12 protein-coding genes and 2 pseudogenes are annotated in these 11496 nt (G+C 58.6%); 3 read left to right on the top strand and 11 right to left on the bottom strand.

Annotated elements, in window-relative coordinates:
* Positions 1-24 precede the first annotated feature (24 nt).
* Positions 25-273, top strand: a complete 249-nt coding sequence (locus ASD05_RS14880; RefSeq protein WP_056593575.1) for a hypothetical protein — start codon at positions 25-27, stop codon at positions 271-273.
* Positions 274-523: 250 nt separating this feature from the next.
* Here ASD05_RS14880 and ASD05_RS30100 read toward each other — a convergent pair whose 3' ends face one another.
* The 4 genes and pseudogenes from ASD05_RS30100 to ASD05_RS30095 form a co-directional block, all read right to left on the bottom strand.
* A complete protein-coding gene (locus ASD05_RS30100; protein WP_157610101.1) occupies positions 524-1696 on the bottom strand; it encodes a hypothetical protein in 1173 nt (390 codons plus the stop codon).
* Between the two features lie 182 nt (positions 1697-1878).
* Positions 1879-2160, bottom strand: a complete 282-nt coding sequence (locus ASD05_RS30935; RefSeq protein ID WP_268810542.1) for a hypothetical protein — start codon at positions 2158-2160, stop codon at positions 1879-1881.
* Between the two features lie 131 nt (positions 2161-2291).
* Positions 2292-2825 (bottom strand): annotated as a pseudogene (locus ASD05_RS30930) (DUF4917 family protein); the annotation flags it as partial.
* Between the two features lie 460 nt (positions 2826-3285).
* The gene (locus tag ASD05_RS30095) at positions 3286-3801 is read right to left on the bottom strand and encodes a hypothetical protein (RefSeq protein ID WP_157610099.1); all 516 of its coding nucleotides are present in this window, start codon (positions 3799-3801) and stop codon (positions 3286-3288) included.
* A 224-nt stretch (positions 3802-4025) separates the two neighbouring features.
* On the opposite strand from ASD05_RS30095, the pseudogene ASD05_RS14870 reads away from it, so the two are divergent.
* Positions 4026-4770: pseudogene (locus tag ASD05_RS14870) on the top strand (class I SAM-dependent methyltransferase).
* Positions 4771-4868: 98 nt separating this feature from the next.
* On the opposite strand, the gene map reads toward ASD05_RS14870, so the two are convergent.
* Positions 4869-5615, bottom strand: coding sequence for a type I methionyl aminopeptidase (map, locus tag ASD05_RS14865; RefSeq protein ID WP_056593568.1), 747 nt, complete (start codon positions 5613-5615; stop codon positions 4869-4871).
* A gap of 206 nt (positions 5616-5821) precedes the next feature.
* Here map and ASD05_RS14860 point away from each other — a divergent pair, with 206 nt between their 5' ends.
* Positions 5822-6499 (top strand): methyltransferase family protein, encoded by a 678-nt coding sequence (locus ASD05_RS14860; RefSeq protein ID WP_056593565.1) that lies wholly within the window; start codon positions 5822-5824, stop codon positions 6497-6499.
* Positions 6500-6588: 89 nt separating this feature from the next.
* Here the strand turns inward: ASD05_RS14860 and ASD05_RS14855 are convergent, their stop codons facing one another.
* The 6 genes from ASD05_RS14855 to ASD05_RS14845 all read right to left on the bottom strand — a co-directional run bounded on the left by ASD05_RS14855 (position 6589) and on the right by ASD05_RS14845 (position 11276).
* Complete coding sequence (locus tag ASD05_RS14855) at positions 6589-7152, bottom strand: hypothetical protein (RefSeq protein WP_056593562.1); 564 nt, start codon at positions 7150-7152, stop codon at positions 6589-6591.
* A gap of 149 nt (positions 7153-7301) precedes the next feature.
* Positions 7302-7712, bottom strand: coding sequence for a GFA family protein (locus ASD05_RS31050; RefSeq protein WP_082572063.1), 411 nt, complete (start codon positions 7710-7712; stop codon positions 7302-7304).
* Positions 7713-7761: 49 nt separating this feature from the next.
* A complete protein-coding gene (locus ASD05_RS29500; RefSeq protein WP_082572080.1) occupies positions 7762-8283 on the bottom strand; it encodes a DUF2199 domain-containing protein in 522 nt (173 codons plus the stop codon).
* A gap of 112 nt (positions 8284-8395) precedes the next feature.
* Positions 8396-8644 (bottom strand): DUF1272 domain-containing protein, encoded by a 249-nt coding sequence (locus ASD05_RS29495; protein ID WP_082572062.1) that lies wholly within the window; start codon positions 8642-8644, stop codon positions 8396-8398.
* Between the two features lie 111 nt (positions 8645-8755).
* Positions 8756-10555 carry a sensor histidine kinase gene (locus tag ASD05_RS14850; protein ID WP_056593559.1) on the bottom strand — a complete coding sequence of 600 codons (1800 nt, stop codon included), beginning with the start codon at positions 10553-10555 and terminating at the stop codon, positions 8756-8758.
* Between the two features lie 25 nt (positions 10556-10580).
* Positions 10581-11276, bottom strand: a complete 696-nt coding sequence (locus ASD05_RS14845; protein WP_056593556.1) for a response regulator transcription factor — start codon at positions 11274-11276, stop codon at positions 10581-10583.
* Positions 11277-11496 lie beyond the last annotated feature (220 nt).

The raw sequence follows: 11496 nt of genomic DNA, 5'->3' as shown, positions 1-11496 counted from the left end.
GTACTTTGACAAGGAGCACACCAAGTGGCTAAACGAATTATGGCCGGGCCTGCGAGGCCGGCATCTGCGGACGCGACCACGGCTCGGGATCCGTCCGATCTTCTTGAGAACAAGTTGGAGCAGTTGAACTCGCTGCTGTGGTGCTTCTACGGCGCCGGAGACGGATGGTTCCAGGATGCGGGGGAAGCGCATCGAGAGAATCTGCTTTGGATTGCTTCTGACTTGGCGCGGGAGGCGGTGGAGTTGTATCAGGAGATGGGTCCGGTTGGATGAGACGTTTGGGCACCAAATCTTCAAAGTTGGTTTGGTGCCCCTTCGCGACTTCTAGAAACGCACCATGTGTGGTGATGGCTGATTTTCAGCAGCTGCCATAGGTGCATGGCTTCCTTCGTATTCTGGAAATTCGAGGACCGAAAAAACGCTCGTCTGGACGCTGAGCCCTATGTCCCAGATAGCATTTCTACGGACTGAACGGTCTCAAGTTAAGCGCTTGCCTCGCGTCTCGGCTTGCATAGTGACATTTCTATTTATAGAAATCTGGATAGAAGACACTCACCGGGTTCCCGACGCTCTCGGGATCCTCAATCGCCTTACGTGCTTGATTTGCAATTTCAGCACGGTAGGTCTGAAGTTTCGGGACGAGACTGTAGATATCGCTTGTATCGAAAATCAATGTTCGCGATTGATTAACGTCGAATGGCAGTCGATCAGCCTTGCGTATGAGTTGAACGACCGGGAGGCGAAGGGCGTGGCGTAGCGCGACCTCGTAAAAAACGTTTGGATTCAAATAAGAAAGGTCGGCGATCGCGAGCTTTGATTTCTTCAAATACTCTAGAACTTGCGTTGTGATCATTCCAGCTTCTCCGATCTGATCCGCCCGCACGACGGTCAGCCCCAGTTCTGCCAAAGCCGGCTGCACAAGCGATGACATGAAAAGATCGGCGTGTTTGCGCTCAACACTGTCATCAGCTCCGATGGGGGTGATATAGAAGCAGATTTTCTCCCAATCAGATGCGCTGGCAGAGTCATCCGCAACTTTCTTGACAATGGGAGGTGCGGGCTGTGTCGCCGGAGCGCGAGCAGTTGTGCCTGAACCATCCACGTTAGGCAGTTCTTCCAGTAGCTGTTCTACGGTAATGAGCGTTTCGGCTCCTCCGATTGTTCTAAGGAGACCAAGATCTTTGACATTGACGATGAATGTGTCGACGCATTCATCCAAATCGGGAACATTGATTCCTGAATCTCGCAAAATATCCTTAATAATCTCACGCTCGGGAAGTCGCTTGCCTTTGTAGTGATCGTAGAGCAGTTTAAATGGAGCAACCCCATCAATTGCCAGGTCGAATGCTGATTTGCGGCGTTCTTTTTCAGCCTTTGCCGGATTAACTGCAATTGATCCGATAGGTGTCAATTCCAAGAAGTCAGCGGCGTACGAACCTGTGGTGATCCCGTACTTCCCTGAATTCGTGATCATCATCTTTGTCGCGCTACTGGTCGCCGACTTGCCCATCTTCTCTAACAGGGTCAAGCGTCGCACTCGCTCGCCGGCAGCATGCTGCATGATGGCATTGCCTAGATCGAGTGCATCCTGAAATGATGAGGCGGGATATGGTCGTGCTGTACGTGTACGAGCGGCTTCCTCCGCAGGTTTAGTACGGGTTTTTGCGGCTACAGATTTTTTCTTTGCGGTTGCCATGCGGCGCTCCTTTTCGCTGTCATCGTGTTCGAACAAGAAACTGTGGAGCAATGCAACGTGTGTGCTACTCCAAAGAAGAGCGCTCTCTCCCGTTGCATAAGCTTACGCCGCCGCACGACATAGCAAGCATGAAGAAAGTTTTGCACAGTTCATCGCAAAATGATGGAAGTATTTTTGAAAAATTAAACGCCCCACAAAGGAACTGTCTTGGCGTTAAATGTGTATAGCTTTGTGTGAAATTTGTCTTTTATGCTTTCGATGTAGTTTTTGTCGGCATCGGAGTAAGTACCTATGTATAGACTCCAGAGCTTGGGTGGTTTGTTGTTTTCGGCGTGGGCAGCCTTATTGAGTGCCTCAATAATATGCTCATCGTATTTGCCAAATGCAAATCCAAAAGATATGATTGAGCCGTCGACATTGCAGAGGTGATCGTAGCAATTTGATAGATATCGATTGTGACGAATATGAGCAAGTTTTTCTTCACCATTGCCAGCTGTGACGAAAATTGGATATTCCCCGGAATCGAGGCGTTTTCCAATAGAATAAATCCTTCGCTGTCGTATTGTTCTTTTATTACTTCGGCGCCAGTATCAAATAGTGGAAGTGCTCCATGAAGATAGTGAACATTCTGCTTTGAAGCGTTTGGACCCCAGCGGAGCTCCGACCATTCAGGCTCTTTGCCGTGCTTGGTTTCCATGGGGTTTTCAAGTTCTCTGCCAAAGCCGTCAATTGCGTTTGGAATGTTTTGTCGCATTAGGACCCAATAGAGAAGCAGATCATAGTTGGTGCTAAAAAGATGGCCGTTGCTATCTAGAAATATCTTGAGAAATGTTGCGCAGGTAACCATCTTCTCTTCGGGTATCTTGAAGACATGTTCCGGGTGAAGTGCTTTGATTGCATCCAGCAAGCTTTTCTTGAGTTGCTTGTGAGCGGAGGTTATTTTTTCTTGGATTTCTTTTTCTGCGCCAAGTGCATTCAAAAGATCGGAAAATGTACTCAACTGCTCCATAATTAGTTCAAAATTCTTTGTCTTGAGCACGGAGAAAAGCTTTGAAAGCGTTTTATCGTTAAGATCTTGAACGAAATCGGCAAGAGCGTTGTATGAAAATATCTTGCTGTCATACGCCATGCTGAAACCATTCCCAATCAAGAGATTGATTTTTCTTTTTTTCTTTTGAAGATCGGTAATGATTTCTTGAAAATTGTCAATATGCTCCACGATTTCTGATCCTCGAAGTTTCTAAAAGCGCTGATCCTTGCATGTAGCCGCATCAGGCGTCCATCACCAAAATTTGGTAGAGGGTCAATCTTCGTATCTAGAAGTTAAACAGCGAGTTTGATCGTCCTTTAGGGCGTTCCAGCGCCTCAGATAAAGCTGTCGAAAGTGCAACGATCCGGAACAGCCTCTCGCTCTCACTCGGCCACATGGCGGTTAAGACGGTGGAAGACTTCTCTCTAGACGAGGGGGCCTTGGAAGACATTTGTTGATCTAGAGTCAAACCTTCATCAACTTAGTATTGGTATCGTCGCGGTCTTCGGGCGCGCCGGCGCTGTGTTCCCGATGGGCTCGTGTCTTCTCTGCCCTTCCTCTATCGGTAGCGACCAATTTGGTGAGTCACTCCAACCAGTTCATCACCGCAGTTGCAAAGCATGTTTTCAAGCGAATCCGACCGCATCGACCTCAGATCTTGAGGAAAAGCCGATCGGCGCACATACAGCGCCGACCCTTCGTGGCGCTCGATCGGAAGACCCATGGTGCGTGCGATTCGTAAGGGTTTCCGATGAACGTAGACTTTGTCTTCGGGCTCGATTCCGAAAGTTATCCCGATCTTGGTGGTGAAGTCATATCGGCCGAGATCCCTTACTTGCTGCAGGCCTGCTTCATCCAAGATATCTCCCACTACATTGAGCAATGCATCGAAGCCCAATTGCGCCACGGATTTCAAGCGTCGTCTTTTCGCTAAGAGCGCGTCGCGGCATGCGTTAAGCGTTATCCGCGAATAGCGCTTGTGCTTGTCCTTTTTCGGACCGTCCTGAGTCAACTCCATGGTGTCAGTCGCTTGTCTGATCGCGTCCGACAATGACAGCGCACGGTAGGCGTTCATAGTCCATCGCCTACTCGGTTCATAGGTTTGCTTGTAGTAGGTTCGGACTTCAGCGTATGTCGTGAAGATCAAGGATTCCCCCGTCTTGTGATTTCGCTTGGCTGCGAAGATGACGATGCTAATCGCGCAAGAGGAATCCCGTGGTTGCAGGAGATGCTCCGCTGGAGAAAAAATGGGCCAAGGGCACCGCACCATCCATCGCCCAGCTTTCAAGGAGCCACCCCATGACCGAAAGCGGCAAGCTATTCGCAGGCTCGATCCCCAAGCTCTACGACACGCTCATGGTCCCCTTGATCTCCGAGGCCTAGCCGCCGACACGGCTGAGCTGGTCGCCGGCTTCTCCCCCGGCGCAGTCCTCGAAGCAGCCGCCGGCAGCGACTACGCTGCTGCCCGGCAGGGCGACACAGCGCCGATGGCCGCAGCAGCAACATCGAAATGGCAGCAGGCCGATGCACTCAAGCTGCCGTTCGAAGACGCCTCGTTCGATGTCGTCTTCTGCCAGTTCGGCGCGATGTTCTTCCCCGACCGCGCCGCCGGCTACGCCGAGGCGGGCCGCGTGCTGAGGACGGGCGGGTGCTTTGTCTGCACCGTGTGGGACCGCATCGAAGACAACGCTTTTGCCGCGAAGTCACCAGCGCCGTCGCGGATACCTTTCCGCAAGACCCTCCATGGTTTCTGGCCCGCACGCCGCATGGCTATCAAGACGTGGCGCTGATCCGCAGCGACGTGAGCCGCGCGGGCTTCATCAGCATCGAGATTGAGACGCGCAAGAAGACGAGCCGCTCACCCTCGGCGTGCGACGTTTCCACCGCCTAATGCCAGGAAACGACGCTGCGCAACGAGATCGAAGCGCGCGACGCCAACGCGCTCAAGTTGACCACGGACCGCGCGGCACAGGCGATTGCCAGCCGCCATGGCGAAGGCCCGGTGGCTGGCACATGTGATGGCGGCGGCGGGGTAGCGGGGTAGCGGCGGGGGGCAGGGCGCTATCTTCAGTGCCCCGGTTGAAGAGGCCGGACCGACTTTCGCGAGAAGCCGGTCGATCAACCAATCAACTAGTCAGTCAATCAATGCGTCGTGACAACGATGGGGGCACCTTTCGTGATGATCATCGTGTGCTCGTACTGCGCCGACAGGTTGCCGTTCACGCCCGCAAGCGTCCAGCCGTCGGAAGCCTCGGTGACGATGCGGCTCTTGGTCGACAGGAAGGGCTCGATGGTGATGACCATGCCTTCGTGCAGCGTGCGCGTGTCCGAAGGATCGAAGTAGCCGGGAATGTGCTCGGGCTCCTCGTGCAGCGCACGGCCGACTCCGTGGCTCGCGAGGTTCTCGATGATCTTGAAGCCGTAGGCCTTCGCGGTGCGCTCGATGGCGGCGCCGATCCTGTTGATCGGCTGCCCGGCCCTGGCGGTCTTCATCGCTTCGGCCAGCGCAGTGCGGGTGGCGTGACAGAGGCGGGTCTTCTGTGGCGTGGTCGGCGGCACCACGGTGGTTCCGCCGGTGTCGGCGAAGTAGCCGCCGAGCTCGGCCGACACGTCGACGTTCAGCACGTCCCCGGCCCGGATGACGCGATCACTGGGAATGCCGTGCGCGGCCTCTTCGTTGATGCTGATGCAGGTCGTGCCCGGAAAGTTGTACGTGAACTTAGGCGCTGACCGTGCACCGTGCTCCTCCAGCAGCCGCTCGCCGATCAGGTCGAGCTCGCGCGTGGTCATGCCGGGTTCCGCTGCATCGAGCATCCGCTGCAGCGTCAGCGAAACGATGCGGCCGATTCGCTTCAGGGCTACGACGTCGTCTTGTGTTTCGATGGTCATATCGGGTCCTTGTGAAAGAGATGGGCGCAGGACGAAGGCCCGCCGGACTGGGGCTCGTCGTCAATTCTGGCCGACTGTAGCTGCAGGAGCGGTTGATACGAAGGCCCCTGAGCTGCCGGCTCTCGCCCTCCATAGCGGGCATCGGAAATCTCGCACTTGGGCCGCTTGTTGCGGAGCGGGGCCTCGGATATACCATTCACTCGTTTATGGACCCGCTCTACAAGAAAGCCATCGCGCAAGGGGTTGCGGGGATGGCCGTATTCGTCGTCTTCATTTTCTTGCCCGCGGGCACGTGGCAATACTGGCAAGGCTGGCTCTTCATCGCAGTCTTTTCCGCCTCGACCATCGGCTTCACCGTCTACCTCGCCCTCCACGACAGGCCGCTTCTCGAACGCCGCATGAATGCCGGGCCACAGCATGAGAAAGAGTGGTCGCAGAAGATCATCGTGTCGCTCATCATCCTCGCGTTTTTTATTTTTATCATCCTGCCTTCACTCGACTACCGATTCGGCGTTTCGCCGGTGCCCGCGTACCTGTCTCTTGTCGGGAACATCGTGATCGTCTTGTCGTTCCTCTTTATTTTCTGGGTGCTGAAGGTCAATAGTTTTGCAGCAGCCAACATCAGTGTTGCGGATGATCAAAAAGTGATCGACAGCGGCCCCTACGCTTATGTGCGTCATCCTATGTACGCTGGAGCGCTCGGGCTTTTCATCGGCATGCCGCTTGCACTCGGCTCGTGGCTCACGATCTGTCTCGTCCCGCTCATCCTGCCGGTGCTTTTCTGGCGGCTTCTCGATGAGGAAAAAATCTTGCGCCGCGATCTTCCCGGGTACAACGAATACGCAAGCCGTGTGCGTCATCGTCTCATTCCGCACCTCTGGTAGGAAGTGGGGCAGCCGCTTACAAGAAGTCGGTGCGCTGGAGGCGGTCGGTTGGCGGTGAGCGCCGGGGTGCCTATCGAACAGTCCGAACCTTAGATGGCGGGCCGCGGATCCTTATCTGCGATGGAGAGATCGATCGGAACCCGGATCTCGCGCGTGACGTTCCCGGGCATCTCGAACATCAGCGTGATGTGCCCTTTGACGCGTTCGAAGGTCTTGTCCAACTTCACCTGGAAGCCTCGTTGACTGCACAGGACGTTGTCGTAGGTCCAGAGTGCAAAGTCCTGCAGCGACGCAACCCTGATGTCGTCCTTCATCCGGAGCTTTTCGTGCTTCTCGTTGGTCAGTTCGTAGTCCTTGACCCTGTAGGTGACGAATTCAGCGATGTCGTCGTTCCTGTTGACGATGTGACCGTTCCGCTTGTACTCGTCGACCTTGGCCTTGGGCAGCGGGTAGTAGGTCAACAGGTCGAACTCGCTCGCCGGCTTCTTCTTGATCAGCGTCATGTCGGAATTGAGGACCATCACATGGGCGCCGAGATGCGTGAGCAACGCTCGTGCTTCGTCTGCCGGATACGGAAAGCGTGGGGTGGCGTAGGCCTGACAGGCGAACAGGGCAAGCAGGGCGGACAGGACCAGCGGCAGCAACTTCTTCATCGATGAACCAATGTGCGGTGGATGGCAAATGCTACGCCGGCGATTTCACGATCAAGAATGGTCTTCATTGGTCATGCGTGCTTTTCTGGTTCCGCTTTAGCCCGATTCAGCCTTGACCTCCAGAGACCGGTTCTTGCCGATTCTTGCCTCTACGACCGTCCTCGCGGAAAGTGTTGAACAGGCTCAGGAATCACAACCCAATCGTGCTTGCGCTCCTCCCAAACCGACCGAACGGGCGCCGGGTATGTTGGATCGCAGATTGCGCCAACAGCGATGCCAATCAACGCGGGATGCCGCCCGGCGCGGGCATAGACGGTAGATCCGCAAGTCGGGCAGAAAAAGGTTTCGAATGTGCCACCTGTTGCGGTCGCCCTCTCGTAGCGAGTTGCTTCGCCTGTGATCTTGACGCTCTCATCGGCGTAGTAGGCCAATACGCCGAAGGGTGACCCGCTTCGCCGCTGACAGTCGTGGCAATGACAAGCGACAACCGAGGAGCTCGGCCCCGGTAAATTTACGGAGAGCAGACCGCACTGGCACTTGGCCAAGAGTTCAAGGGACATGAGATTTCACAGGTGAAGGCGTGCAGGCGACATCCTCTCGATGCAGGGGCTAGGCCTGATGCAAGGCCTTCTCGGCCAACTCTTGGGCACGAGCCACTGAAATGCCTTCTGTTTGATCTATGACCAACTGGTCGTCCTCGGGGTCACCTTTGTGGAGGACCACCTTTGGACGTTGTTTGCCGGATTGAACTTGAACATCGGAAGGCCTGGCCGATGGGTACGGATAAACGCCAATGTCATTGCAAACCCAGCCGAAGAATCCTTCTCCCTGAACTGGATCGTCGAATGTTTCGTAGTAACGATCAAAGCTCTTCTTGCTTAGCGAGACCCAGACTCCCCAAAGAAATGGATCTTCGACTCCGTGGATAGGTATTTCAAGTACTGCTCGGACAAAGTAGTCGGTGCCTTCATCGTGAGTGATGGTGCAAAAATCGTCACTCAGTCTTCCCATGGATGCCTTCTGCTCATCCGAGAGGCATGCATAGTGGTCCGGTGCTCGAAAGGCGAAGCTGGGGGAGCCTTCGTGGACGTCACCACAGCAACTGCATTTGAAAGCGAAGATGGCAGCCATGAGCTCTGAGCCCTCCATTTGAAATCGGCTTCGGGGCGAACTGATTGCGCCCTCCAAGCGTCCGCGCGCGGCCGCGACAAGTCGGCGGCATAACTGAGCTGGCGAAGTGAAGTCAGGTTGCTGCCGCGCAACCCTCGGGCTTGAACACCCGCGCGGTCGAGCCCGGGTACTTCTCAAGCTTGGCAGCCGACCGCGACGGGCGCGGGAGCAACTCCCCGCCGCAGTTTGGGCATGTCCCGGCGAGGCGCTGGATGGAGCAATCGCTGCAAAACGTGCATTCGAAGGAACAGATACGGGCATCCGCTGAATCCGGCGGCAAATCTCGGTCGCAGCACTCACACCCAGGACGCATTTGAAGCATGGGGAAACCTCGGGAAGCTTGGTCGGTGGAGCTTAAACGAAGGCGAACTGGACGATGACGGCGAGCGTCGGCTCCTGGCCGCGTCCGGCCGTCTTCCTATGCGCTTGGTGCCTAAGCCATGGGCAAACTCAGCTCGACGATGGTGCCGTGCGGCTGCGCATGCTGGATGACAAGGGCCGCGCCGATGGACTGCGCCCGTGCCCGCATGTTGCCCAGGCCGTGGCCGGACACGCGGCCCTGTTCCGCGGAAATACCGGTTCCGTCGTCTTGCACGCGCAGTTCGAGCCGGTCGGGGCCTTCGACCCGCCTTGCCGTCACGCGCACGGTGGTGGCCGCTGCGTGCTTCAGCACGTTGGTGAAGGCTTCGAGCAGGATGCGTTGGACGTTGAGCACCGTGGTCGGCGTCAGGCCGTGCATCTCGGGCAGCGCCGCCACCTCCCATTCGACCCGCAGCCCCGCGGCCTGCAGCCGCGGCTGCAGCCGATAGCGCAGCGTGGCGAGGACCGTGGCGAGGTCGCCGTTCACCGGCTGCAGCGAATCGACCGCAATGCGCAGTTCGTCGAGCGCCGCGTGAGCCTGTTCCTGTAGCGCCTCGGCAGCGGCGCCGCCTTTCTTCATCATGCTGAGCAGTCCTACCAGATGTGCGCCCACGCCGTCATGGATGTCGCGCATGATGCGTTGGCGCTCCTGCAGCGCGGCCTGCTCCTCGCTCTGGCGCTGCTGCAGTCGATGAGACACGCCGAGCTCGGCTTCCCGCTCGGCGATGCGCCGCACCAGCGAGGCATTGAGCTCCCTGTATGCGGCCACCTGACGAACGTAGTGCCCCGCGACTGTCCCGCCCATTGCCAACACCAGGAAGAACACGGCCAGCGGCAGCATGGCGTAGGACATCGAGCCCGACTCGGGAACGCGGACCACCATGAGGTCGCGCGCACCGGCGACGATCGCCGCGACGCCGGCCAGGCACATCAGCGTCGACTCCCATGTTGGCGCCAGCCACATCTTGCGCACGATGCTGTACACCATCACCGTCGCCGGTAGTTGCAGGCTGCCGAGCACCAAGGTGTAGATCAACGGCTGGCGCCACAGAAAGCTGGCCGTCACGGCGCATACGCACAGCCCCAGGTACACCCAGAAGGCGATCCGCATCCAGGGGCGCAGCTCGGCGATCGCCACCATGACGAAGCGCGCCATCAGCAGCAGGAGCACGCAGAGCGCGATGCCGCCGACCGCGCCCCACGCCGGCCACGGCAGCGGCGGCGTGATCAGCAGCCGGCCGGAGATGGTCGTCACCCCGAAAAGCGAGATCAGCGCGAAGATGCCATACAGGCCCTCCCGGTGCTGCCACCACAGGCCGCCCGCAATCAGCCCCATGAACACCAGTGCCCAGGTGATCGCGGTGGGCGCGGACTGGCGCCAGAATTCATTGGTGCGATACATCGGGACCACCACCGACTGGACGCCGAAGATGACCGCGCTGAGTCCGCCCCAGCGGGCGGGCTGCACCGCCGCATCCACCTGCAGTTCGGTGGGGGCGTCATGCGAGAGCAGGGCCGCCGGCACCGTCATCAGGACCGGTAGCTTGGCCACGTCCGTCGACTCGTCACCCAGCTTGCCCAGCTTGGCCACCAGATGGCCGCCGACGCGCACCTCGACCTGGTTGCCGATGCGCGGAAAAAAAAGCGCGTATGGCTCCTCACCGCGGACCGGCGGCAGCATGAGCTGATAGCGGGCCCTGCCGCCGCCGTGAGGGTGGTCGATGTCCCACCGATGCGGCAGGGCGCGCTCGACGGGCGGCTCGGCCGGGCTTCCATCGGGCCAGAGCGTGACGAGCGCGCGGTCGATCTGCACGAAGCCCGCGTCGGCCCCACCGCCCGCATCGCCGGCATTGCCCGCCTCGGCGCTTGGCACGGCCAGCAGCAGCGCGAGCGCCAGGCTAGCGATCCAGCAAGCCCAGTTGACGGGCCTCGAAGACCGCCTCGGTTTTCGAATGCACGGCAAGTTTGCTGTAGATGCTCTTGACATGGGTCTGGATGGTGCTGAGCGAAATGCCGAGCAGGCTCGTCAGTTCGGGGTAGGTGTAGCCGCGGGAAACCAGGGCGAGGACTTCGGTCTCGCGCGGCGACAGCGAGGCGGCGGCGGGCGCCTGGGCCGGCCCGGGCGCGACCGCAGCGACCGGTGCGACCGGTGCGGCCGCGCCGGGCGCCATGCGGGTCAGCAGCTGGCGCGCAATGATCGGCGACATGGGCGAGCCGCCGGCGTGCAGCTGCAGCACGTGGCGCGACAGATCGTCCTCGGTGCCATCCTTGAGCAGGTAGCCGCGCGCGCCGGCCTCGAAGGCCCGGATCATGTTGGCCTCGTCGCCGAACATCGTGATCACCATCGTCTCGGCCTTCGGCGCGAGCTGGCGGCACCACTCGATGACCTCGAAGCCCGAGCCGTCGGGCAGGCCGAGATCGACCAGCAGCACATCGGGCCGCCCCTCGCGCAGCCATGCGCGGATCTCGCCGGCCGTGGCCGCCGTGAACACCAGTTCCAGCGCCGGGCTCTGGGCCACCGCGCTGCACAGGCGCTCGCGCGTGCCGGCCTCGTCCTCGACCAGCGCGACGCGGACGCGGTCAACGGCGGTCATTGCACAGCGCGGCCGCAGGGGGTGTCGCGAGCACAGTTTTCATTCAGGTCTCTTTCCTGGGAACCGGTGAGTGACAGGCCCGCACGCATGCGCGCGTGGGCTTCCGATGCGCGAGCTTTGCCTGCTTTGCACAGGCCGCGTATCCCGCGATCAGGGGAGGCGGCCTTCAGCCTTCTTTCGCACACTGCGCTCCACATTTTGTGACATCCGGCTCTGCTTT

Source organism: Variovorax sp. Root434, assembly GCF_001426595.1.
Classification (GTDB): Bacteria; Pseudomonadota; Gammaproteobacteria; order Burkholderiales; family Burkholderiaceae_C; genus Variovorax.
This window is presented reverse-complemented; position numbering and strand designations above follow the sequence as displayed.

Excerpts from the sequence above, each read along its gene's own strand:
- ASD05_RS31050 (WP_082572063.1), bottom strand. The coding sequence starts at position 7,712 with ATGTCCCTTGAACTCTTGGCCAAGTGCCAGTGCGGTCTGCTCTCCGTA.
- ASD05_RS14860 (WP_056593565.1), top strand. The coding sequence starts at position 5,822 with ATGGACCCGCTCTACAAGAAAGCCATCGCGCAAGGGGTTGCGGGGATG.
- ASD05_RS30095 (WP_157610099.1), bottom strand. The coding sequence starts at position 3,801 with ATGAACGCCTACCGTGCGCTGTCATTGTCGGACGCGATCAGACAAGCG.
- ASD05_RS29495 (WP_082572062.1), bottom strand. The coding sequence starts at position 8,644 with ATGCTTCAAATGCGTCCTGGGTGTGAGTGCTGCGACCGAGATTTGCCG.
- ASD05_RS14845 (WP_056593556.1), bottom strand. The coding sequence starts at position 11,276 with ATGACCGCCGTTGACCGCGTCCGCGTCGCGCTGGTCGAGGACGAGGCC.
- map (WP_056593568.1), bottom strand. The coding sequence starts at position 5,615 with ATGACCATCGAAACACAAGACGACGTCGTAGCCCTGAAGCGAATCGGC.
- ASD05_RS29500 (WP_082572080.1), bottom strand. The coding sequence starts at position 8,283 with ATGGCTGCCATCTTCGCTTTCAAATGCAGTTGCTGTGGTGACGTCCAC.
- ASD05_RS14855 (WP_056593562.1), bottom strand. The coding sequence starts at position 7,152 with ATGAAGAAGTTGCTGCCGCTGGTCCTGTCCGCCCTGCTTGCCCTGTTC.
- ASD05_RS30100 (WP_157610101.1), bottom strand. The coding sequence starts at position 1,696 with ATGGCAACCGCAAAGAAAAAATCTGTAGCCGCAAAAACCCGTACTAAA.